We start from the raw sequence: 23,632 nt of genomic DNA on the forward strand, positions 1-23,632 counted from the left end.
GGGGTTAGGCTTAGAACATGTCTTCTTTAGCTCACGGTCACGGAATAGTAACAATTGCAGGATCAACAGTTCTCGATGTCTGGTTTCCAGCACCAGCTTTAGGTGCACTCACTGGAACTCCTGATGCATCACTTACTGCAATGGTTGGAAGCGATGATGCTCGAGGTGTAACTCGTGAATTGGTCTCACTCGAAATTGATCTCGCACAAGCTCCAAAAGATGCACGCGATGCATACCTTCGCCTTCATCTTCTTTCGCATCGACTTGTAAAACCTCACGGCCAATCACTCGATGGAATTTTTGGACTTCTTGCAAACGTGGTCTGGACTTCTGCGGGTCCTTGCGCAGTAGATGGATTTGAAGCTACACGTGCACGACTTAAAGCGAAGTATGGCCATCTCACAGTATTTGCAGTCGATAAATTCCCGCGCATGGTCGATTACGTCATTCCATCAGGTGTACGAATCGCAGATGCTGATCGCGTTCGCCTCGGTGCTCACCTTGCATCAGGTACAACTGTGATGCATGAAGGATTTATCAACTTTAATGCCGGCACTCTGGGCGCATCTATGGTTGAGGGTCGTATCTCTGCAGGCGTTGTTGTCGGAGATGGCACTGATGTCGGTGGCGGAGCTTCCATCATGGGAACGCTCAGCGGCGGCGGTAAAGAAGTTATTTCAATTGGTGAAAAGTGCCTACTTGGTGCCAACTCAGGTCTTGGTATCTCGCTTGGCGATAACTGCGTCATTGAAGCTGGTACTTACATCACCGCAGCAGCGAAGGTGAAGTTGCCTGATGGTGAAATCGTGAAGGCTGCATCGCTTTCTGGAGCAAACAATCTTCTCTTCCGTAGAAATTCACTGACTGGTGGGCTTGAAGCTGTTATGCGCACAGGTACTTGGGGCGGATTAAATTCTGTCCTTCACGCTAATTAAGTACTACGGCAAAGCAAGCTGAAAATACGGAGAAGGAATCTTCACTCGACTTCTGAAGGTATCGCCTCTTAGTAATTTCGTTGAACCTGAAGTCGAAGTTCCCTTTATGTAAGTAACCGCTCCTGCAGAATTTCGAGAGACAATTTCCAGAGTGACTACATCGGGAAGCAGAAATGCTTTCTTCACCAGCTCTTGAGTTGCAGATGCCTTCCACTGTGCAAATCTCGGATTGAGTTTGGGATCTAAGCCAGCTGGATCTGGAACCGATTGTGTGTAGGAAGTTGCTTGGCCCCATGCATCCAACGTTGTCTGAGTCGCTCCCCCTGAAGATGATGAGTAATAAGCCTGAATAGGCTTTCCTGAAGCGAGGATGGCAAGGCTTGTTGCTGAGTCGATATGCGTGCGATTAACGGCAGCTTTCCAGAGTTGGCCAATCTTTGGCTCGCTCTCTTTCGAATACCCGACAAAGTTCTGGTCCGCGATATGTGAATACACATGGCAGTCGCATGATGGCTTAATGGTAGAAATCTTAGAAAGTGCATACGAACGAGCAGCAATGACTTGGGCTTCCAGGGCTGCAGCTGGCCATGCCGAAGAAATTTCACTGATTCCCCAGAGATATTCATCGTGAAGACTGAGCGAATTTGTTACTTCGATTGCGCCTTTCACCACTTTCATCTGCATCTGCCCATAGCGATACTTCGCAGAACTTCCGGGTTGTGAAAAAGTCATTACTGCATTGGGTCCGGTCCAGCGAATAGTGAAGGCTTTTCCAGTTACTGGGCCAACTATGTTCTGCGCAGCATCTAACCTAAATGATGCTTTCTGTCGTGTTCCGAGTACTGCGATAGGTGCAATATCAGTGACGTCAGTGACTTCTCCAGCATAAATCTGAATAGAAGATTCGGGAGTTGCGGTAACAAAAGAAACTGAGCGAAGTAAGTGCCCGATATTTACTCGTATCGTGTGGCTATCTACAAATGGAGCAACCACAACATCCTTGTAATAGTAATTAAGGATTCCTGTTGCAGATTCGCCAGCGAGTGCGAGAGCGCGAGCCCCCATCTGGCTCATTCCTACTCCATGGCCATAACCGGATCCAGTAAAGGAAAATGTTGCAGGAGTTTCAGCACGAGAAACAGGTATGACTATAAAAGTTGCAGCTAGGAGTAAAACCCCGGCTTTAAACATCCTCATCTGATGATGCGCTCTTTCTTGCATTTACGAATTCACGATAAGAAGCGATAACTTCTGTTGGATTGCCTCGCGCCATTAACTTACCTTTATCAAGCCAGATGACTTCGTTGCAGATATCTTCGATGGTCGCTAACGCGTGGCTAACTAAAATGAGTGCGCGATCTGCGGTGCGAAGCTCCTTGATTCGATTAAGGCTCTTCTCTTTAAACTTCGCATCTCCGGTACTGAGTGCTTCATCAATAATCAAAATATCTGGTTCGACAACAGCTGCTACCGAGAAGGCAAGGCGTGCATACATTCCTGATGAATAAGTGCGCATAGGGGCATCGATTGCCTCGCCGAGCTCTGAGAATGCAGCGATGGCATCAAAATTCTTATCAATATCTTCACGCGACATTCCAGCTGCAAGGCCACCTAGATAGACGTTATCTCGTCCTGTCATCGATGGATTAAAGCCAACGCCCAACGCTAAGAGAGTGCTGACGCTTCCATAGACTTCAACACGACCTTGAGTTGGAGGAACGATGCCGGAAATCACGCGCATAAGTGAAGATTTACCAGCACCATTTGAACCGATGATGCCAAGAACTGTTCCGTAATGAACATCTACAGAGACATCGTTAAGCGCTTTCACAATGCGAGTGTGTTTTTTCCCGCGACCAAGAGATTTTATGCGCGCCTTAAGAGTTGGCTTCTTATCAATCGATGTTGTGTACGTAAGCCCTAGATCCTTTACAGATACTGCAAGGCTTTGAGGAGTATGTGTATTGCTATAGGCGGACAGCGAAATCACGCTCCCTCGATAGGAAGAAGTATGTGCCAACGGTGAAGAGGCTAAGTGCCCACACAGATGCGTGAACCATTCCAAAGACAGTTGGCGCCTGAGCATGTACCAAGACGCGTGACCATGAATCGAGAAGATAAAAGATCGGATTGGCAATCTCAAAAGTCTTAATTCGATCAGAGATGCTTGATGCAACATAAAGAATTGGCGATAAGTAGAGAAGGCTTCGAGTCAGATAAGGAAGCATGCTTGAGATATCTCGGAAGTACACATTGATGCAAGAGATAAGAATTGCCATACCTAGAGCCATGACAAGTGCAATTGCCAAAATCGGGATTGCCCACAACATTTGCCATGAGTATGGAAGTCCGATTAGTACGTGAATGAATCCGAAGACAATGAGCGTCGGAATAAATTTGAAGAGGGCAATAACCGTTGCAGAAATTGGCAACATCACTCTGGGAAATGAAGTATTCATAATCAAACGCTGACCAGAGGTAATTGCTTTGACTCCACCTGTGAGGCTATTTGCTACCAAATAGAAGAGAAAGAGACTTGCCGTGAGGTGTCCAAAACGAGTGGCATCGCTACTTCCGCCAATGACATAAATGAGAAGGAAGTAGACAGCTGAGAGAAGAAGCGGGTTTAGAACTAGCCACAATTGGCCGAAGACAGATCCGTAATTCTGCTCGCGCAGTTCTGACCGCGAGAACTCGGAGATAAAGGTTCGGCGAGACCAGAGTGAGCGCATGTACTCGCGCATAGGCGGCAAGCCTGCGCGAAATGGCTCGTATACAACTACTGGCTTCTCCACGTGCGAAAGGCTACCGCAGCGAGGCTCACCTTATTCAGATACGGGGACGAGAGTCTTTGGTGAGGAGACAAAACCGGCGCCCCACGCGAAGTGCATGGTCGGAATAACAGCCAAGAGCAAGAAATATTCACGGATGTTTGATGCGATTTTGATTGAAGCAAGTAGAACAAAGAGTGTGTAAATCGCGGCTGGGGTGAAGAGTATTGGTGCGATAAATCCAGCCAATAGCGAAACGGTGAAACCGACAAGAGCAAACGGTGGAGCGAGGTAGCGATAATTAATTGTTCCGCTATGTTTTCTTGAAACTACTCGGCGCCAGCGACCATATTCAAAATATTGTTTCGCAAGAGCTTTTACAGTCGATCGCGGACGATATGTGACATGGAGTCTTGGATCGAAGTAAACAACTCCGCCATTTTCGCGTAGGCGGAAATTAAGTTCCCAATCTTGGGCACGAGTAAAGCGTTCATCGAAGCCACCAATTGCAAGGAGGGCTTCTCGTCTGAAAGCACCTAGGTACACAGTGTCGACTACACCGGCTTCTCCCCCGGTGTGGAAACGTGATGCACCAACTCCGAGTGGACTGCGCATTGCACCTGCAACGGCATTTTCAAAAGCGGTTGTACCAACGGCTGCCATTACGCCGCCCACATTTACCGCACCGGTCTTGTTGAGAATTTCAACGACAAGTGAAAGGTAATTACTAGGAATCTGCGCATGCCCATCAACGCGAACAATGACGGGGCTCTGTGATTTCTTTAGTGCAAGATTTAATCCAGCTGCTGTTCGCCCTGTTGGATTTTCAACGATTACTACACGGGAATTTTGCTGAGATATTTGCTGCGCAATTTCAAGGGTGCGATCATGCGAAGGGCCGACTGCGAGAATTACTTCTGTCTTTCCTTGATAATCCTGAGAAAGGATTGAGTCGATAGCACCTTTGAGGTGTGCTTCTTCATTGAGAATTGGAAGTATGACGCTGATAGATGGATGCGGTGAGCCAATTAACTCGTGAGTTGGTGTCGCCATAACCCCTCCACGCTATCGTCCAAGTACCCTACGGATGTGAAATCTTCTCGTGCAATTCGGATAATTACATCACTCTCTCTGGGTGTTGTCCTTGTTGCATCGCTATCGTGGCTCGGATTAGGTCAGGTAAGCGGACAAATTTCTCGAATAGATGTCTTTGGCTCTATTAAAGATCGCCCTGAAAAGACTTCCTCGGCCCTGAACTATCTTGTTGTTGGTTCTGACACTCGTGAAGGTCTAACGAAAGAACAGATTAAAGCGCTCCGCGTTGGAAGCACTGCAGTAGCAGCTGGTGGTCGCTCAGACACAATGTTGCTCGTCCATATTTCAAAGTCTCGCGATGCGGCGTACATCGTCTCAATTCCGCGAGATACGTTGGTGACGATTCCTGCGCATAGAAGCCAAGATGGGACCAAGGATATTCCCGCGCGTCCCGGAAAGATCAACGCTTCATTTGCATTTGGTGGGGCACCGCTTCTTATCCAAACTCTTGAAGAGAAGACAAATTTAAAGATTGATCATTACGTCGAAGTCAGCTTCGCTGGCTTTACTGGCGTGGTCGATGCGCTCGGTGGAATTCAAGTTTGTTCCAAGGTTGCGATCAATGATCCAAAGAGCCACTTGGTGATGAGCGCAGGCACACACGTGCTTGATGGAATTGAAGCGCTCAAATATGTGCGTACCCGTGACTTTGATGGTCGTGGAGATATCGGTCGCATGGAACGCCAACAGCAATTCGTGAGCGCTGTTCTGCGCAAAGCTACGAGTAGCGGAGTGCTTCTGAATCCAATCAAGTTAACAAAGTTCTACAACGCAACTATTTCAACTGTGAAGATGGATTCTGGTGTGAATAAGAATGACCTTCTTACTCTCGCTAAGCAGATGCGAAATCTCTCTTCTGGAAATATTCGCACACTGACTGTTCCACTTTCAGATCCAAATGGCCGCCACCCAACCGTTGGCTCTGTTGTGATTTGGGATGATGTATTGGCAACAGATCTCTGGACCAAGATTCGCAACGATGAAGCCTTGCTTGAGACTGTGAAGCCAACTGCGAAAGCATCTGCAAAGGCGACTGCTAAAGCTGTGACAATCGACAAATTTAAGACGAAAACAGCTGCAGATAATCCTTGCGCGCCCGCAAAATAGCCCTGAATTTTCCAGTTTTTAATTGAGCCTGCAATAGACTCTCGCGTATGACTCTGAAGCTTTCAGTAATTGGTTGCGGCTACCTAGGCGCTACCCACGCAGCATGTATGTCCTCACTCGGTTTTGAAGTAGTCGGTATCGATACCGACCAGGGCAAAGTTGATCTCCTCTCTAAAGGCGAACTCCCCTTCTACGAACCTGGTCTCGACACTCTCCTTGCTGCTGAGATGAAGACCGGCCGTCTCTCATTTACAACTGACTTCTCAGCAGTTGCTGACGCAGATGTTCACTTCATCTGCGTCGGTACACCTCAGAGCAAAGATGGACTTGCTGCAGATCTGACATTTGTAAAGTCATCAGTTGCAGCAATCGCTCCACACCTCAAAGAAGGTTCACTCGTTGTCGGAAAGTCGACGGTTCCAGTAGGAACTGCTCAGTTACTTCGCGATCAGCTTGCCACATCCGCTCCACAGGCAGACCTCGCTTGGAACCCTGAGTTCCTCCGCGAAGGTTTCGCAGTCGAAGATACTTTGACTCCAAACCGTCTTGTGGTTGGCGTTGCAAATGATCGCGCAGAAGAAATCCTTAAAGAGGTCTACAAGCCTGTTATTGATCTTGGAACTCCATGGATTCGCGCAGATCTACCAACTGCAGAGCTAGTAAAGGTTGCAGCAAACTCATTCCTTGCAACAAAGATTTCATTTATCAACGCAATGGCTGAAGTATGCGAAGCAGCGGGTGGAGATGTAACCGTCCTTGCCAAGGCAATCGGTTACGACCCACGAATCGGAAGCCGCTTCCTGCAGGCGGGTATTGGATTCGGCGGAGGCTGTCTTCCAAAAGATATTCGCGCATTTATGGCACGCGCACAAGAACTTGGCGCAGACCAAGCTCTTGAATTCCTTCGCGAGATTGATGCAATCAACCTTCGTGCTCGTCAACGCGTTATTGATGTTGTGCGCGCAGACCTTTCAGAAGATCTCACTCAGTACAAAATCGCTGTTCTCGGTGCAACATTTAAGCCCGACAGCGACGACGTGCGCGACTCCCCAGCGCTAGATATTGCGGCTCAACTTCAAGCTGCTGGTGCACAAGTTGTTGTTCACGACCCTAAGGGCATTGAACCTGCACGTAAGCGATTCCCAAATCTTGATTACCAAGAGAAGGTCGTCGATGCAGTGAAGGGTGCAGATGCGATCTTGCACTTAACTGAGTGGAAGGAATATCGCGAACTCGATCCATCAGTGATTGGTCAGCTCGTGAAGTCAAAGTTCCTTATTGACGGTCGCAATATGTTAGATCGCAATATGTGGCGCGCAGCTGGATGGCGCGTTCATGCTCTAGGACGTACTGACTAAAAACCAGTCTTTGCATTGCGACGGGCGCTCAATTGGGCGCCCTTTGCTTTTGCTTCATCAGCTAGTTCAGATAGCTGAGCTTCAACCTTCTTAGCAACTGTTGCGTCCGCTGATCCAATAATGCGCGCAGCAAGGATTCCTGCATTCTTAGCGTTATCAATACCAACAGTTGCAACAGGAACTCCCCCTGGCATCTGAACGATAGATAGCAATGAATCCATTCCATCAAGGTTCTTGAGCGAGACTGGAACGCCAATAACCGGCAGTGTTGTAAGGGATGCAACCATTCCCGGAAGGTGCGCCGCTCCCCCTGCACCAGCAATGATTACCTTGTAACCCTTTGATGCAGCTGTCTTTGCAAAGTCGACCATCTCTTCAGGCATACGGTGTGCTGACACAACATCTGCGCTGTAGCTAATTCCAAATGAATCAAGTGCTTTCGCAGCTTCTTCCATGACAGGCCAATCAGAATCTGAGCCCATGATGATTGCTACATCTTTACGATCACTCATCGATAGCTCCACTCATATAGTCACGTGCATGCTGAACATCTGTGGTTAATTGTAGAAGGTCAGAGCCAACCGCGGTGACATGGCCAATCTTGCGCCCCACGCGGACTTCCTTCTTATATTGATGGAACTTAAGCTCTGGATTGCGCGCCATCAGGTGAAGATATGGGCGATACATATCTGTCTTATCGCCGCCCAAGATATTTCCCATCACGGCGATATCGGCAGTCATTGAAGGATCTCCAAGTGGAAGATCGAGAATTGCGCGCAAGTGTTGTTCGAACTGACTTGTGACCGCTCCGTCAATTGTCCAGTGCCCCGAATTATGTGGGCGCATCGCTAACTCGTTGATGAAGAGCTGATCTCCCTTCACAAACATTTCAACTGCCATAACACCGACCACGCCAACTTCTTGTGCAATATCGAGTGCGAGCTTCTGTGCTTTTTCAGCAAGATCAGAGGAAATATTTTGAGCAGGTGAAATCGTTAAAGTACAGATTCCATCTTCTTGCACAGTTTCAGTTGGTGTCCACGAAGTTGCTTGTCCATGTGGTGAACGAGCCACCATCACGGCAATTTCAGTGTCGAAGGAGATAAGTTCTTCAATCAAGAGCTGTGGAGTGGTCTTGAAAACTTCAGCAAGCTCATCTTGCGAATTAATCTTCCACACACCACGACCGTCGTAGCCACCCGAGATTGCTTTTGCAATCAATGGATATCGCTCGATCTCGGCTGTTGATGTTGCAATCTTCCACCTCGGTGCAGGGAAGGCGCTCAGTTTCTTGCGCATCTCAGCTTTATCTTGAGAATAGATAAATGCAGATGATGGCGGATAAACCTTTACACCTGTGGCTTCCAGCCCCTTAATAACCGAGAGCGGAACGAGCTCATGTTCAAATGTGATGACATCGCAGTTCGATGCAAATACTTTGAGCGCTTCGAGGTCTGCGTAATCGCCAACGATGTGATGTGTGATTTGAGCACCTGAATCATCAGGGCTTTGTGCGAAGAGAAGGAGATCGATTCCGAGGGCTGTTGCTGGCGCAACCATCATGCGCGCTAATTGCCCTGCGCCTATAACGCCTACGCGAGGGAATCGTTCATTCACAGCCCTATCGTAGATGAACGATGTCTCCGACTGTTACTCGAGAACCGTCTTCGAGAATGAGTTCGCCTGCAGGCGTCACATCTACAGCTTTTCCATTCTTATGGCTGCCATCTGGATGTTCAATTCGTATGTCGTGGCCGATCGTTGCAGACCTCTCTTTATACAGATGGCGTAGATCTTCACCGTTCTGCCATCTTTCGAAGAGCTCTTCAAAGGTTGCTAGGAATGTCGAGAGAATGAGATTGCGGTCCAGTGTTGAGAAGTTGTGGAGGGCTAGTGAAGTAGCAGTGACAACAGGAAGTTCCTCTTGAGACATTCCAACGTTGATGCCAACACCGATAACAACTCCCTCACCACTTGCTTGCGCGATGATTCCTCCAACTTTTCCATCTCCTATAAGAATGTCATTGGGCCATTTAAGAGCAGGTGAAAACTCGGGATCCAATGTGGTGAGCGAAAAGATTGCAGATAGCCCAGTAAGAAGAGGAAGAAATGACCAATCAGATTTATCTCGAATTGGTTCAACAAAAAATGAAAACATCAGAGCAGAAGATGCAGGTGCATCAAATTTTCTATCGAGTCGACCTCGTCCAGCACTTTGATATTCCGTAGTGATGACTTCACCGCTTTTTGCTTTTTTATCTGCAACTAATTGCGTTAAGTCATCTTGCGTCGATCCCGTGACTTCAACCACGCTTACTCGCCAGTACTGCGAGATTTTTTCTGAGATGACCGAACTATCTAGCGGTGGTCTTGGCGCAACGGTGCTCACGACTAGTACCTTATGTTCATGAGCCCAGATCTGCACACTACTGCGGGAAAAATCGAAGACCTCCGCGAAAGAATTGATGAAGCTGTCCACGCTGGTTCTGCACGCGCAGAAGAGAGGCAGCATGCCAAGGGCAAGGGCACCGCTCGTGAACGCATTGAAATGCTCGTTGATGCAGATTCTTTTACTGAAATTGATGAGTTTGCTCGTCACCGCGCCCAGAACTTTGGCATGGAGAAGAACCGCCCTTATGGCGATGGAGTTGTAATTGGAACTGCAACAGTAGATGGACGACCAATCGCGCTTTACTCACAGGACTTCACTGTTTTCGGCGGATCCCTTGGCGAAGTGCATGCAGAAAAAATTGTAAAGATTGCCGAGTTTGCTCTGAAGTCAGGAATTCCACTGATTGGAATTAATGACTCAGGTGGAGCGCGTATTCAAGAAGGTGTGGCTTCACTCAATGGTTACGGCCGAATCTTCCGCCTCAACACCCGTTCATCAGGTGTGATTCCCCAGATTTCTTTGATCCTCGGGCCATGTGCCGGCGGCTCAGCATATTCACCAGCGTTAACCGACTTCACCGTCATGGTGAAGGAGACTTCTAATATGTTTATTACTGGTCCAGATGTAATCAAAACTGTTACTGGTGAAGACGTAGGTATGGAAGAACTTGGTGGTGCATTTACACATAACACCAAATCTGGAAATGCTCATTACATGGCAGATTCAGAGGCAGATGCGATTGATTACGTGAAAGCACTTCTGTCATACCTTCCATCTAACAATATGGATGGTTCACCTGTCCTTCCTCCAACAGAGACTCTCGATAAGAGCGCATCAGATACAGCGCTCAACACTTTGATTCCAGATAGCCCTAACCAGCCATACGATATGAAGAACTTGATTCAAGCTCTTGTTGATGAAGGCGAGTTCCTCGAAGTTCATGCTCTCTATGCACCGAATATCGTTGTGGGATTTGCGCGCATCGAAGGCCAATCAGTTGGAATTATTGCCAACCAACCTTCACAGCTTGCTGGCACGCTCGATATCAACTCATCTGAAAAAGCAGCGCGATTCCTACGCTTCTGCGATGCATTTAATATTCCAATCCTGACACTCGTTGACGTTCCAGGATTTATGCCCGGTACAGAACAAGAGTGGAACGGCATTATTCGACGTGGTGCAAAGCTTCTTTACGCATATGCTGAAGCATCTGTCCCACTAGTCACCCTTATTACCCGTAAGGCTTACGGTGGAGCATTTATCGTGATGGGCTCTAAGTACCTTGGTAGCGATATCAACTTCGCTTGGCCTAGCGCTGAAATTGCAGTGATGGGCGCACAAGGTGCAGTCAATATTCTCTATCGCAAGGATTTAGCTGAGGCTAAAGATCAGGATGCGAAGCGCGCAGAATTGATTACTGAGTACACCGAAAAGTTCTCAAATCCTTATCTCGCTGCAGAGCGCGGAACAATCGATAGCGTGATTGAACCTGAAGATTCACGCCAATACATCACAAAGGCATTCCGCACGCTAAAGACAAAGCGCGATACTTTGCCGGCACGTAAGCACGGAAATATTCCTCTATAACGATGAAATTCTCTGTTACAGCAGGCCATCCAACTCCTGAAGAGCTCGTTGCACTTCAAGCTGTTTTGGCCAACCACAAAGCCGTTGATATCAAGCCAGTAATTAAGCGAAGCGTCTTTGCGCTGCCACAACTGCGCCAACCGCTTCCGCACCAAATTACCTTCGGCGCTCGAAAGCATCAGTAAATGCCACGTATCGTCTTAGCATCGCAATCAACTTCTCGTCGTCGCTTACTGACCGATGCTGGTCTCAAGCCAACAATAATCGTAAGCAATGTGGATGAAGAGACTGATTTCTTCAACGCAATGACTCCCGAAGATATGGTGATTGCTCTGGCGATTTCAAAGGCACACACAGTTCGCGAAATGATTGATTACCCAGCAATCATCATCGGCTGCGATTCAACATTTGATGTGGATGGGGTCTCATTCGGTAAACCAGGTACCCCAGAAGTCGCCGTTGAACGCGCAAAGAAAATTAGTGGCCGTACGGGTTTACTTCATACCGGACATTGCATTATCGATACTGAGCGTGGAATTGAGATTGCAGATCGCGTCACCACGAAAGTCACCTTTACAGATATGACCGATGAAGAGATTGCAGATTACGTAGCATCTGAAGAGCCACTTCACGTAGCTGGCGGTTTCACTCTCGATGGCTTTGGAAGCCCTTTTATTCCAGTAATCGAGGGCGATTACACCAATGTTGTGGGAATTTCGATGCCATTTCTTCGTAACGCAATGAAGCAACTTGGATATTCTTGGCCTCAAGTGAAGGAGATGTCATGAAGCGCGTTCTGATTGCTAACCGAGGAGAGATTGCTCTTCGCGTTATTCGCGCCTGTAAAGACCATGGCCTCGAATCTGTTGCGATGTATTCAGAAGAAGATCGCGATGCACTTCACGCAAAGAGCGCAGATTTTTCTTACTCACTTAATGGGACTGTCGCTAAAGATACCTATCTCAACATTCCAAAGATCATCGCACTCGCTAAAGAATCTGGCGCGGATGCAGTTCACCCTGGTTATGGATTCCTTTCTGAGAACGCAGACTTTGCTCAAGCAGTAGTTGATGCCGGGCTCATCTGGATCGGTCCCCCACCAGCCGCGATTAGTGCGCTCGGCGATAAAGTTTCAGCTCGTCGTATTGCATCGGCTGCAGGCGCGCCTCTTGTTGCAGGAACTAAAGACCCAGTTACAGGGCATGAAGAAGTTCTCGCTTTTGCGAAAGAACATGGATTGCCTGTTGCAATCAAGGCTGCATTCGGGGGTGGAGGTCGCGGCCTTAAAGTTGCGCGCACCATGGAAGAGATTCCGGAACTTTATGCATCAGCTGTCCGTGAAGCGATTGCAGGTTTTGGGCGCGGTGAATGTTTCGTCGAACGTTATCTCGATAAGCCACGCCACGTAGAGACTCAGGTCTTGGTCGACAAGCACGGCCATGCAGTTGTTGTTTCAACACGTGATTGTTCGCTACAGCGTCGCCATCAGAAGCTTGTCGAAGAGGCGCCTGCACCATTCTTAACTGATGCCCAGAACGAAGAGCTTTATCGCTCAAGTAAGGCAATCATGAAGGAAGCTGGCTATGTTGGCGCCGGCACATGTGAATTTCTTGTCGGCCTAGACGGAACAATTTCTTTCCTTGAAGTAAATACCCGTCTTCAAGTAGAGCACCCTGTCTCTGAAGAGGTAACAGGCATTGACCTTGTGCGCGAACAATTCCGCATCGCAATGGGTGAAAGCCTCGGTTTTGATGATCCTGTTGTGCGTGGCCACTCAATTGAATTCCGTATCAACGGTGAAGATCCTGGACGTTCATTCCTGCCTGCACCAGGTCGCATTACTTCGTGGAATATTCCAACTGGACCTGGAGTCCGCGTAGATGCAGGTTTCCGTAATGGTGATGTGATCGGCGGAAACTTCGACTCACTTCTTGCAAAGTTAATCGTTACCGGTGCAACTCGCGAACAAGCTATCCAACGCGCACGTCGCGCTCTCGCTGAATTTGAAGTAGGTGGACTCGCTACTGCACTCCCCTTCCACCGCGCCATCCTGGAAGATCCTGCTTACACAGATGTGTTCAAGGTCTATACAAGTTATATTGAAAATGAATTTAAGAACGAAATACCTGCCTTTGAATCTGCGACCGCTGAGATTCAGACTCGCGTCGCTGCTGAAAAGCTTGTCGCTGAAGTCAATGGAAAGCGCTTTGAAATTCTCGTTCATGCACCAGAACCAGTTGTAAAGCGCCACCGCGCAAAGCAATCATCAGGTGGTGGCTCATCAGGAACTGGCCTTGCCAGCCCGATGCAAGGAACTGTTGTAAAGATTGCTGTCGAAGAAGGACAGAGCGTTGAAGCAGGAGATCTCATCATCGTTCTTGAAGCGATGAAGATGGAGCAACCACTCAATGCTCATAAATCAGGTGTGATTAAGAACCTAAAAGCTGTAATCGGTGAGACCGTGGCCAGCGGAACAGTTCTCTGTGACATTATTGAGGCATGACCTCAACTGAACTTCTCTACTCAGATCCATTAGCTGCCGCTACTAAGGCAGCTGCAGAAATCGCAGAACGTACAGGCGTCGCATCTCACGATGTTGCACTTGTTATGGGTTCAGGATGGGTAACAGCCGCTGATGCGCTCGGCGCACCTGCCTATGAATGCGATGCACATGAGATCACCGGCTTCTTTGCGCCAGCAGTCGAAGGCCACTCAGGAAAAGTTCGCTCTTACGAAATCGTCGAAAATGGCAAAACCATTCGCGCACTCGTCTTCCTAGGTCGCACCCACCTTTATGAAGGCAAGGGTATGGAACCTGTAGTGCACGGAGTCCGTACAGCAGTGAAGGCAGGCTGCAAGGTCGTCATCCTCACCAATGCATGCGGTGGCATCAATACTTCATACAAGGTTGGTCAGCCCGTCATTATTCGTGATCACATCTCACTTACGGCAGCGTCACCTCTATCGGGTGCAACATTTATCGATCTGACTGATCTTTATAGCAAGCGCATCCGCGAGATAGTGAAGAAGGAAGATTCATCTCTTGCCGAAGGCGTTTACGTCCACTGGCGCGGGCCAACCTATGAAACTCCAGCTGAAATTCTGATGATGCGCACCATGGGTGCTGATCTCGTTGGCATGTCAACAGTTCCTGAAGCAATTGCCGCGCATGCTCTTGGCGCAGAAGTTCTCGGTATCTCACTTGTTACTAATGCTGCTGCAGGCGTTACAGGAGAAAAGTTAAACCATGAAGAAGTCATTGCTGCCGGCAAGGCTGCTGCTGATCGCATGGGCACTTTGCTCAAGAACACTATTCCTAAACTCGTCTAACGAGATTAGCCTTAAGCCATGAACAGCACTCTGCGCGCCGAAGTTGAAGCTTGGATTGCTGACGACCCAGATCCAAAGACCGCAGCCGAGCTACAAACCCTGCTCGATGCAGGCGATGAAGTAACACTTAAGAAATACTTCAATGGCTTTCTCCAATTTGGAACTGCTGGCCTACGTGGGCCGATAGGACCTGGTCCTTCATGTATGAATCGCGCTGTTGTCGGACGCGCAGCAGCGGGTATCGCTTCTTATATGCAAAAGCGCGGAATGACCAAGGTTGTTATTGGTCGAGATGCTCGTTACGGCTCTGAAGATTACACATTTGAAACTGCTGAAATCATGAGCGGTGCAGGAATGGATGTGTACATACTTCCGCGCCCGCTACCAACTCCAGTTCTTGCCTTTGCAACTTCTTATCTTGCTTGCGATATCGGAATCATGGTGACTGCAAGCCATAATCCACCGCAAGATAATGGTTACAAGGTTTATGTAGGACCTGAAGCTGATGGAGTTAAGTACGCATCATCACAGATCATCAATCCGACAGATGGCTTTATTGCAGCTGATATAGATGCGGTGACATCGCTGAAGTCACTCCCCCGCGACAGCAAGTGGACTATCTTGGATGAAGAAGTATTAAATGAATATGTAAAGCGCACCAGCGCACTTGCTCCACGTCCTGGCGATCTCAAAGTTGTTTATACCGCGATGCACGGAGTTGGTACTGAGACAGCGCAACTTGTCTTTAATAAGGCCGGCTTCTCATCACTGATAACTGTCGACGAACAGTGCACGCCAGATCCTGATTTTCCTACCGTTGCATTTCCTAACCCCGAAGAACCTGGCGCCATTGACCTTGCTCTCAAAAAGGCTCGCGACTTCAACGCCGAACTAGTGATTGCCAATGACCCTGATGCTGATCGATGTGCAGCAGCCATTAACGACCCTGCAGTTGGCTGGCGCATGCTGCGTGGAGATGAGCTTGGCGTTGTGCTGGGTGAATGGATTGCTCGCTCAAAACCTTCTGGAACATTTGGAAACTCAATCGTTTCCTCATCTGCTCTTCGCAAAATCAGCGGCCATTATGGAATCGATTTCCAGGAAGTTCTCACTGGCTTTAAATGGTTGGCCAAGATTGAAGATTTGGCATTCGGATATGAAGAAGCGATTGGATACGCCGTTGATTCAGATACCGTCAATGATAAAGATGGAATCTCCGCGGCAATCTTCTTAGCGCAAGTTGCTATGGACCTGAAGCGAGATGGCTTAACAATTAGCGACTTACTCAATCAAGTGTGGGAACGCCATGGTTTCCACGGCACTGAGCAGATCTCCATTCGAGTCTCAGATATGTCTGCCATTACTCGATTGCTGGCAGATCTTCGCCAAACTCCGCCTAAAGAAATTGCAGGGCGTGCAGTGGAATCAATCGATGACCTAGCCGCACCGAAGGATGGTTTGCCACCCACAGATGGATTGCGTATCTGGCTCGCTGGCGGCATTCGCATCATCGTTCGCCCATCAGGGACGGAAGCGAAGATGAAGTGTTATATCGAAGTGATTACTAAGACTTCAGGCGATTCAGAGGTGCTCCTGAGTGAACTGCGCGAACCTTTAAAGAAGTTCTTGGCAGGTTAAGCGCCGAAGCGCTCAACAAATTCATCAAGCATTGCAGCTGTTCCGCTTGCTCCACTGCGCTTTACGCCGGCATCCATAAAAGAAAGCAACATATCCAGTGACTTCACGCCGCCCGCACTCTTTACTTCAACCTTAGAAGAAACTGAAGCGCGCATCAGTTCTACATCTTCAAGGATCGCACCTGTGGGAGCAAAACCTGTAGATGTCTTCACATAGTCAGCACCGGCAGCTTCGCAGAGCTGGCAGGCCTTAACGATCTCTTCCTTGGTCAGGTATGCATTCTCGAGAATTACCTTTACCTGGTTGCCGCTTGCCGCAGCAACGACCGCAGCAATCTCTTCGCGGACTTCGTCATACATCCCTGACTTCATCCAACCAATATTGATTACGACATCGATTTCAGTGGCTCCATCGGCAACTACCTGCTTGGTTTCAAATACCTTGGTAGCGGTTGCTGAATTGCCGTGTGGAAATCCAACGACAGTTCCAACATGGACATCGCTACCGCGCAAAATGTCAGCGCAGAAAGCAACATCGGCTGGCTTACAGCAGACAGAGGCAACGTCGTACTTGATTGCGACCTCGCACCCCGCCTTTACTTCATCGCGTGACATATCTGGACGCAAGAGCGCGTGATCAATTGTCTTAGCGACTTGGCGAAGGGTGTACCTAGGATGTGCCATTACTTACTCCTCTGAAATCTTTGCATAGGCAGGTTTTACAACGCTTTCAATGATTGCAAGACGCTCTTCAAATGGGATGAAGGCGCTCTTAAGAGCATTAATCGTTACGCGCTGAAGATCTTGGAAGGTCCAATCGCATTGGTTGACCATCTCGGTCATCTCGCGCGACATCGATGTTGCAGACATCAAACGGTTATCGGTATTGATGGTGACGCGGAAACGAAGCTTGGCCAGGCGAGCAAGAGGGTGATGGGCAAATGAATCTGCTACACCTGTCTGAATATTTGATGATGGGCACATTTCAAGTGGAACGCGGCGATCGCGTACATAGGAAGCAAGGCGTCCTAAACGCGGTGGTGTGTGGTTGAAATCGATATCGTCAGTGATGCGAACGCCATGTCCCAAGCGTTCTGCTCCGCAGAGTTGAATTGCTTCCCAGATTGAAGGCAGGCCATAAGCCTCACCAGCATGGATGGTGAAATGAGCATTTTCGCGGCGTAGATATTCAAAGGTATCGAGCTGATCGCTTGGTGGGAAACCATCTTCAGGGCCTGCGATATCAAAACCGACTACACCTTGGTCGCGATACTTCACTGCAAGCTCTGCAACTTCTTGCGAAAGGTTGTTCTGGCGCATTCCACAGAGAAGTGACATCACGCGAATTGTGTTGCCCTCTGCCTTTGCTTCCGCTTCACCTGCACGGAAACCTTCGAGGATTGCTTCAATCGCCTGAGAGAGCGACAAACCTTTTTCAGTGATGAGTTCTGGCGCCATACGTACTTCGGCATAGACCACGCCATCACGAGCAAGATCTACTGCACATTCACGCGCTACACGTACTACATCTTCTTTACGCTGCATGACTGCAACTGTGTGCGCAAATGTTTCAAGATAGAGAACGAGTGAACCTGAATCACATGAACTACGGAACCATTCAGCGAGTTCAGCTGCGTCATACGTTGGAAGTTCGTGGCCAATCTCTTTGGCGATATCGATAATTGTTTGCGGGCGAAGTCCACCGTCAAGGTGATCATGCAGAAGCGCCTTTGGAAGTCGCTTTACTTGATCCGCTGTTGGCTTCTTTGTTAAGTCGCTCATCCTTCAATTCTCTCTAACACTAGAGGTAGACGATTGACCGTTCCACCTTCAACTATTGTGACAGCGCCTTCAAGAATTTCGAGAGCGCGTTCAAATCGTGGGGCTTCATCTGTATGCAATGTCATCAATGGTGACCCTGCAGTGATGTAATCGCCTGGCTTTGCGTGGAGTTCGATACCGGCGCCTGCTTGAACCTTTTCGCCCTGCTTTGAGCGACCTGCACCTAAACGCCATGCGCTGACGCCGACCTTCATCGCATCCATAGTTGTGATGATTCCGCTATTTGCTGCTTTCACTACATGCTGTTCGCGAGCAACAGGAAGCACAGCATCGGGATCTCCACCTTGAGCGCTAATCATGCGGCGCCAATGGTCCATTGCGCTGCCATCTTTAAGCGCATCTGCTGGATCTTTTCCAACAATGCCGGCTGCATCAATCATTTCGCGAGCAAGAAGAATGGTTAACTCAACAACATCAGAAGGTCCGCCACCTGCAAGGACTTCAACAGATTCACGCACTTCTAGAGCATTACCTGCAGTAAGTCCGAGCGGAACATCCATGGCGGTAACGAGAGCACGAGTCTTGACGCCTGCATCTTTACCAAGTTGCACCATAGTGCGAGCAAGTTCTGATGCCTTTGCCGGATCTGACATAAATGCACCAGAACCTGTCTTCACATCAAGAACAAGCGCTGAAGTTCCCTCGGCAATCTTCTTGCTCATGATTGAAGATGCAATCAGTGGAATCGCTTCTACAGTTGCAGTGACATCGCGAAGCGCGTAGAGCTTCTTATCTGCAGGCGCTAGCCCTGCTCCCGCTGCACAAATAACTGCACCAGTGTCTTGCAACACTTTGAGCATCTCATCGTTAGTGAGCGATGCGCGCCAACCAGGGATGGATTCAAGTTTGTCTAAAGTTCCACCAGTATGTCCAAGCCCGCGACCTGAAAGTTGAGGAACTGCTCCCCCGCATGCTGCAACAAGTGGAGCAAGTGGAAGAGTGATCTTGTCGCCAACGCCGCCCGTTGAGTGCTTATCTGCTGTTTTACGATCGAGCTTCGACCAATCCATGCGTTCGCCGCTATTGATCATGGCGTTGGTCCAGCGAGAAATTTCTCGAGAATTCATTCCATTAAGAAGAATTGCCATGAGAAGCGCTGACATCTGTTCGTCAGCAACGACGCCACGTGTATAGGCGTCAATAATCCAATCAATTTGCGGATCTGTTAACTCATTGCGATCACGCTTTGCTGCAATGATCTCTACAGCTGCAAATGGTTCAATCATGAAAGGCGTTCGTTCATCTCTTCAGGACCGAATGCCCATGGAAGAAGGTCGCCAAGAGTTTTAACACCCTCATTGGTATCCATCTGAAGCTTTGATCCACCGTGCTCTTGTAGCAGCTGGCGACAACGTCCGCATGGCATCAAGGGATTTCCGGCAATATCTACGCAAGCAAAGGCGATTAAACGCCCGCCTCCTGTGGCAATGAGATTGGAAACTAAACCGCATTCGGCGCAGAGCGTAAGTCCGTAGCTAGCGTTTTCAACGTTGCACCCTGTGATGATGCGACCATCATCAACGAGCGCTGCAACGCCAACAGGGAACTTTGAATATGGCGCATACGCCTTCTTCATTGCACCTAGCGCTTCACTACGAAGCAAATCCCAATTGATCTCCATTAGTGCGAACCGCCTCCGCGTTTATAAGCGATGCCATCGGCGGCGGGCGCTCGTACTTTTCCTACGAAGCCCGATACAGCGATGATGGTTGCAATATATGGAGCCATCAACATAAATTCTGATGGAATTGGCGTTCCGGTAATTGTGAGAAGTCCCTGCAAGTTATCTGCAAAACCAAAGATGAGAGCAGCAGCTACAGCACCTAGTGGGCTCCAGCGACCGAAGATAAGGGCAGCAAGTGCGATGAAGCCCTTGCCCGCAGTCATCTCCTTGCTAAATGAACCAACTGCGCCCAATGTAAAGAATGCTCCACCAAGCCCAGCAACTGCACCTGCAATAAGAACATTGCGGAATCGAATCTTATTGACGTCGATTCCGACAGATTCAGCAGCCGTTGGGTGCTCGCCCACAGCGCGGGTACGTAGACCCCACTTAGATTTAAAGAGTGCAATATGAATAAGAATGACAGCCGCATACATCAGATACACAATGATGTTCTGACTAAAGAAGATTGGTCCTATGACCGGAATCTTGGCAAGGATCGGAATCTCGATAGGTGCAAAAGTTCCGCCAGAGTTCCATGTTGACTGGTATGGAATCAGAAGCTTCTTATAGAGGAAGCCGGTGAGCCCAATGACAAGAACGTTGAGTACGAAACCAAGAACCACTTGATCGATTCCATACTTGATAGCAAAGACAGCCAGAAGCCAAGCGATAGCAGCGCCTGCAAATGGTGCAACTAATAGCCCTGCGATCTTGTTCTGAGTCAGTGATGCGATAACGCCTGACATGAAAGCACCTGCAAGCAGTTGTCCTTCAATTGCAATATTGATAACACCAGAACGCTCAGAGAGGACGCCGGCCATCGCACCGAAGATGAGAGGTACAGAAAGGAAGAGTGCGCCTTGAAGTAGTCCGGTAAATGGAATGAACTTGCCGGCCGCTGCCCAACATAGGAATGACATCAGGAATGATGCCCCGAAGAGACCGCTTGCAAAGCGAATGGTTTTACGCGCTCTAAATTGAAGAACAGAGAGAAGTACTGCAAGGAGTGCAATTACTGCAAATACAAGAGCGCCTGACTTTGAATCGACGATGCGTTCGCGAGTAAGTACCCACTCATTGCCTAAAACAAAGTTAAATGTCACAGGAGCGCTGGTCTTAGGAAGAAGGCCGAAGAGAATCAGTGCAAAGGCACCGAGTGATCCCATGGTGATAATTCCACGCTTGCGGCGACGTTCTGGAGCAGAGAGAGCTCGTACTTCTGTAGTGCTCATTAGCCGTTCCATCCTTTCGAAGCGACTGTTTCGCCAGCGTCAACGTTCTTCAAGCGGAAGAGAGATTTAATGAGCGCTGGCGCTGCAATGAAGAGAACGACAAGTGCTTGAATCACAAGAACGAGATCAAGTGGAGTTTCAGTGCTTGCCTGCATGGTGAGGCCACCAGCGCGGAGCGCTCCAAAGAGCAATGCAGCAAAGACTGTTCCGATTGGTGTTGCGCGACCAAGGAGAGCAACCGTGATGGCATCGAAGCCAAAGCTTCCGCCAACGCCAGCAGTCATTGCAGGTTCTGAACCAAGAATCTGAACAGCGCCACCGAGTCCAGCAAGTGCTCCCGCGATAAACATCACAGATGTTGTTACGCGAGCAACTGAAATTCCTGCAGTGCGAGATGCCGCTGCATTTGCACCGACTGCTCGGAATCGGAAGCCCCAAGTGCTTCGATTGAGAAGCCACCAGATAGCCGCTGCTGCAATAAGTGCGACGATAAATCCAAAGTTTGCGCGCAGATCTGAACCGAAGAGAAGTGGCAAACGTGCGTTGGGGCCGACTTCAGGAGCAAGTGGATCCTGACGGCCAGGACGTAAGAAAGCTGTAGTGCTGAGCAACCAGAGCAAGAAATAACCTGCAACGTAGTTGAGCATGATTGTCACGATTACTTCATGCGCTCCAGTGCGTGCCTTAAGAAGCCCCACAAAGCCGCCATAGAGACCAGAGAAGAGCATTGCTGCAGCGATTGCTGCAACTACGTGAATTCCAACTGGAAGATCGAATGTGAAACCAACCCAGCTAGCACCGATTGCACCGGCTATGAATTGACCTTGCGCACCGATATTAAATAGCCCGGCACGAAATGCCAGAGCTACAGAGAGTCCAGTAAGAATAAGAGGAGAAGCAGCTACAAGCGTTTCAGAAAATGGGTAGAAACCTTGAATGAAACTATCTTGCGCAAGTTGTGGATCAAAGATTGAACCGCGAAAGAGCGCCCAGTATGCAGCGCCAGCTGTTGCGAATGCCTTTGAAATCATTTCAAGCGGTTGACCCTTAAGGGCTAGGACGTTGGAATCTGAGAATGCAACCAACAAGCCGCTGACAAAGAGTGCCATGGCAAATGAGAGCGCAGGAAGAATTAACTTCTTTAGATTCATGGTTTTACACCTGCCATTAATAGACCTAGATCTTCACGTGAAGTTGTTGCTGGAACAATGGCGATAAATTCACCGCGATACATCACAGCAATTCGATCAGCTAGTGCTGAAACTTCATCGAGTTCAGTACTGAAAAGAAGTACGGCGCGACCAGAATCGCGCTCAGCGATGATGCGCTCATGTACAAACTCAATGGAACCTACATCGAGGCCGCGAGTAGGTTGTGAAGCAACGACAAGTTTGACGGGACGAGATAACTCGCGCGCAAGTACTACCTTCTGCTTATTTCCACCTGATAATGAAGATGCAGGATCTTTTGCAGATTGAGCGCGGATATCGAATTCAGCAACGCGCTTCTGCGCTTCCTGAGAAACAACGCTTGGCGAGATAACTGGCCCTTTTGCATACGGTGGCAGATCATGGAGATCGAGAATTAAATTCTCTTCGATGCTAAACGAGGCAATAAGTCCGTCTTCTTCGCGAGATTCAGGTACAAAAGCAATTCCAGAATGAAGCGCCTCGCGCACAGAAGATTTGGTGATATCTACTCCATCGAGAGAAATTGTTCCGTGAACATGTTCTTGCAGACCAACAATTGCTTCTGCAAGTTCTGATTGGCCATTGCCTTGCACGCCTGCAACTGCAAGAACTTCGCCGGTACGTAGTTCGAAGGAGACATTCTTTACAAGATTGCGACCCGTGTGATCGGAGATATTGAGGTTCTTCACATCGAGCATCACCTTGCCGAGTTCAGGTGCTTTCTTATCAACATCGAGTGAGACTGGGCGCCCCACCATGAGAGAGGCCAACTCTTCTTGAGAGGCTGAAGGGGATGCAGTTCCTACAACCTTGCCACGACGAATAATCGTAATCTTGTCCGCGGCCTCTTTTACTTCACGTAATTTATGGGTGATAAAGACGATTGATGTACCGCCTTCTTTAAGCTTCTTCATATTGCGCAGAAGTTCATCTGTTTCCTGAGGAGTAAGCACTGCAGTTGGTTCGTCGAGGATAAGTACCTTTGCATCGTAAATGAGCGCACGAATGATTTCTACGCGCTGTTGAAGTCCGACCGGCAGGTCTTCTACAAGAGCATCAGGATCGATATCGAAGTTAAATTCAGCCGATACTCGAAGAATTTCTTCACGAGCTGTCGCGAGATCAAGAAGTCCTGGGCCTTTGGTCTTCTCATGGCCCAAGACAATATTTTCTGCAACGGTAAAGACTGGAATCAGCATGAAGTGCTGATGAACCATTCCGATACCTGCAGCAAGTGCATCAAGTGGTGATTGGATATCAACAATTTTTCCGTCAACACTGATAGTTCCTTCATCAGGTGAGAGAAGTCCGTAAACGATATTCATCAGCGTTGATTTTCCGGCACCGTTCTCGCCGAGAATTGCATGGATCTCGCCATCAGCTACAGCAAGGTCGATGGATTCATTTGCAACGAGGGCACCAAAGCGCTTTGTTATTCCGCGCAATTCCAGTGACATGTGCATAAATCTACTAGTTTTATTGCACTTTAG

At 48.7% G+C, this 23,632-nt stretch carries 23 protein-coding genes; 9 read left to right on the forward strand and 14 right to left on the reverse strand.

The window, feature by feature from the left end; translation table 11 throughout:
• Positions 1-17 precede the first annotated feature (17 nt).
• Positions 18-935, forward strand: a complete 918-nt coding sequence (gene dapD / locus AC8GFK_RS05360) for a 2,3,4,5-tetrahydropyridine-2,6-dicarboxylate N-succinyltransferase (RefSeq protein WP_506624954.1) — start codon at positions 18-20, stop codon at positions 933-935.
• Between the two features lie 3 nt (positions 936-938).
• On the opposite strand, the gene AC8GFK_RS05365 is transcribed toward dapD, so the two are convergent.
• From AC8GFK_RS05365 to AC8GFK_RS05380, 4 genes are read right to left on the reverse strand one after another with little or no spacing between them, the layout of a single operon-like run.
• On the reverse strand, positions 939-2,126 hold the full coding sequence (locus AC8GFK_RS05365; protein ID WP_506624955.1) for a SpoIID/LytB domain-containing protein: 1,188 nt from the start codon (positions 2,124-2,126) through the stop codon (positions 939-941).
• The gene (locus tag AC8GFK_RS05370; RefSeq protein ID WP_506624956.1) at positions 2,119-2,925 is read right to left on the reverse strand and encodes an ABC transporter ATP-binding protein; all 807 of its coding nucleotides are present in this window, start codon (positions 2,923-2,925) and stop codon (positions 2,119-2,121) included. The genes AC8GFK_RS05365 and AC8GFK_RS05370 overlap by 8 nt, the downstream gene beginning before the upstream one ends.
• Positions 2,903-3,730 carry an ABC transporter permease gene (locus AC8GFK_RS05375; RefSeq protein WP_506624957.1) on the reverse strand — a complete coding sequence of 276 codons (828 nt, stop codon included), beginning with the start codon at positions 3,728-3,730 and terminating at the stop codon, positions 2,903-2,905. Before AC8GFK_RS05375 ends, AC8GFK_RS05370 begins: the two co-directional genes overlap by 23 nt.
• A gap of 30 nt (positions 3,731-3,760) precedes the next feature.
• Entirely contained in the window at positions 3,761-4,759 is a 999-nt protein-coding gene (locus AC8GFK_RS05380; protein ID WP_506624958.1) for a glycosyltransferase family 2 protein, read from the reverse strand.
• Positions 4,760-4,795: 36 nt separating this feature from the next.
• On the opposite strand from AC8GFK_RS05380, the gene AC8GFK_RS05385 reads away from it, so the two are divergent.
• Both AC8GFK_RS05385 and AC8GFK_RS05390 read left to right on the forward strand, forming a co-directional pair.
• Positions 4,796-5,908 carry an LCP family protein gene (locus AC8GFK_RS05385; RefSeq protein ID WP_506624959.1) on the forward strand — a complete coding sequence of 371 codons (1,113 nt, stop codon included), beginning with the start codon at positions 4,796-4,798 and terminating at the stop codon, positions 5,906-5,908.
• Between the two features lie 47 nt (positions 5,909-5,955).
• Positions 5,956-7,266: a UDP-glucose dehydrogenase family protein gene (locus tag AC8GFK_RS05390; protein ID WP_506624960.1), complete on the forward strand. Its 1,311-nt coding sequence runs from the start codon at positions 5,956-5,958 to the stop codon at positions 7,264-7,266.
• On the opposite strand, the gene purE is transcribed toward AC8GFK_RS05390, so the two are convergent.
• Genes purE through AC8GFK_RS05405 form a run of 3 tightly spaced genes read right to left on the reverse strand, consistent with a single transcriptional unit; the run spans position 7,263 to position 9,655 of the window.
• Positions 7,263-7,778, reverse strand: a complete 516-nt coding sequence (purE, locus tag AC8GFK_RS05395) for a 5-(carboxyamino)imidazole ribonucleotide mutase (protein WP_506624961.1) — start codon at positions 7,776-7,778, stop codon at positions 7,263-7,265. The two genes, AC8GFK_RS05390 and purE, sit on opposite strands and share 4 nt — an antisense overlap.
• A complete protein-coding gene (locus AC8GFK_RS05400; RefSeq protein ID WP_506624962.1) occupies positions 7,771-8,883 on the reverse strand; it encodes a 5-(carboxyamino)imidazole ribonucleotide synthase in 1,113 nt (370 codons plus the stop codon). Before AC8GFK_RS05400 ends, purE begins: the two co-directional genes overlap by 8 nt.
• A gap of 4 nt (positions 8,884-8,887) precedes the next feature.
• Complete coding sequence (locus tag AC8GFK_RS05405) at positions 8,888-9,655, reverse strand: biotin--[acetyl-CoA-carboxylase] ligase (RefSeq protein ID WP_506624963.1); 768 nt, start codon at positions 9,653-9,655, stop codon at positions 8,888-8,890.
• A gap of 12 nt (positions 9,656-9,667) precedes the next feature.
• On the opposite strand from AC8GFK_RS05405, the gene AC8GFK_RS05410 reads away from it, so the two are divergent.
• From AC8GFK_RS05410 to AC8GFK_RS05435, 6 genes are read left to right on the forward strand one after another with little or no spacing between them, the layout of a single operon-like run.
• Positions 9,668-11,245, forward strand: coding sequence for an acyl-CoA carboxylase subunit beta (locus AC8GFK_RS05410; RefSeq protein ID WP_506624964.1), 1,578 nt, complete (start codon positions 9,668-9,670; stop codon positions 11,243-11,245).
• Between the two features lie 2 nt (positions 11,246-11,247).
• Positions 11,248-11,430: an acyl-CoA carboxylase subunit epsilon gene (locus tag AC8GFK_RS05415; RefSeq protein ID WP_095673862.1), complete on the forward strand. Its 183-nt coding sequence runs from the start codon at positions 11,248-11,250 to the stop codon at positions 11,428-11,430.
• Positions 11,431-12,033 carry a Maf family protein gene (locus AC8GFK_RS05420; RefSeq protein WP_506624965.1) on the forward strand — a complete coding sequence of 201 codons (603 nt, stop codon included), beginning with the start codon at positions 11,431-11,433 and terminating at the stop codon, positions 12,031-12,033.
• Positions 12,030-13,748, forward strand: coding sequence for an acetyl/propionyl/methylcrotonyl-CoA carboxylase subunit alpha (locus tag AC8GFK_RS05425; RefSeq protein WP_506624966.1), 1,719 nt, complete (start codon positions 12,030-12,032; stop codon positions 13,746-13,748). The genes AC8GFK_RS05420 and AC8GFK_RS05425 overlap by 4 nt, the downstream gene beginning before the upstream one ends.
• Positions 13,745-14,575 (forward strand): purine-nucleoside phosphorylase, encoded by an 831-nt coding sequence (locus AC8GFK_RS05430; protein ID WP_095673865.1) that lies wholly within the window; start codon positions 13,745-13,747, stop codon positions 14,573-14,575. The genes AC8GFK_RS05425 and AC8GFK_RS05430 overlap by 4 nt, the downstream gene beginning before the upstream one ends.
• Positions 14,576-14,593: 18 nt before the next feature.
• The gene (locus AC8GFK_RS05435) at positions 14,594-16,213 is read left to right on the forward strand and encodes a phospho-sugar mutase (RefSeq protein WP_506624967.1); all 1,620 of its coding nucleotides are present in this window, start codon (positions 14,594-14,596) and stop codon (positions 16,211-16,213) included.
• Here AC8GFK_RS05435 and deoC read toward each other — a convergent pair.
• Genes deoC through AC8GFK_RS05470 form a run of 7 tightly spaced genes read right to left on the reverse strand, consistent with a single transcriptional unit; the run spans position 16,210 to position 23,599 of the window.
• Positions 16,210-16,896: a deoxyribose-phosphate aldolase gene (deoC, locus tag AC8GFK_RS05440; protein WP_506624968.1), complete on the reverse strand. Its 687-nt coding sequence runs from the start codon at positions 16,894-16,896 to the stop codon at positions 16,210-16,212. The genes AC8GFK_RS05435 and deoC overlap by 4 nt on opposite strands.
• 3 nt (positions 16,897-16,899) lie before the next feature.
• Positions 16,900-17,994 carry an adenosine deaminase gene (locus AC8GFK_RS05445; protein WP_506624969.1) on the reverse strand — a complete coding sequence of 365 codons (1,095 nt, stop codon included), beginning with the start codon at positions 17,992-17,994 and terminating at the stop codon, positions 16,900-16,902.
• Positions 17,991-19,280: a thymidine phosphorylase gene (locus AC8GFK_RS05450; protein WP_506624970.1), complete on the reverse strand. Its 1,290-nt coding sequence runs from the start codon at positions 19,278-19,280 to the stop codon at positions 17,991-17,993. Before AC8GFK_RS05450 ends, AC8GFK_RS05445 begins: the two co-directional genes overlap by 4 nt.
• Entirely contained in the window at positions 19,277-19,675 is a 399-nt protein-coding gene (locus AC8GFK_RS05455) for a cytidine deaminase (RefSeq protein ID WP_506624971.1), read from the reverse strand. Before AC8GFK_RS05455 ends, AC8GFK_RS05450 begins: the two co-directional genes overlap by 4 nt.
• The gene (locus AC8GFK_RS05460; protein WP_506624972.1) at positions 19,675-20,952 is read right to left on the reverse strand and encodes an ABC transporter permease; all 1,278 of its coding nucleotides are present in this window, start codon (positions 20,950-20,952) and stop codon (positions 19,675-19,677) included. The genes AC8GFK_RS05455 and AC8GFK_RS05460 overlap by 1 nt, the downstream gene beginning before the upstream one ends.
• Entirely contained in the window at positions 20,952-22,103 is a 1,152-nt protein-coding gene (locus AC8GFK_RS05465; RefSeq protein ID WP_095673872.1) for an ABC transporter permease, read from the reverse strand. The genes AC8GFK_RS05460 and AC8GFK_RS05465 overlap by 1 nt, the downstream gene beginning before the upstream one ends.
• Positions 22,100-23,599, reverse strand: a complete 1,500-nt coding sequence (locus AC8GFK_RS05470; RefSeq protein ID WP_506624973.1) for an ABC transporter ATP-binding protein — start codon at positions 23,597-23,599, stop codon at positions 22,100-22,102. Before AC8GFK_RS05470 ends, AC8GFK_RS05465 begins: the two co-directional genes overlap by 4 nt.
• Positions 23,600-23,632: the final 33 nt, after the last annotated feature.

It is taken from the genome of Planktophila turicensis (SeqCode) (assembly GCF_965234405.1).
Classification (GTDB): Bacteria; Actinomycetota; Actinomycetes; order Nanopelagicales; family Nanopelagicaceae; genus Planktophila; species Planktophila turicensis.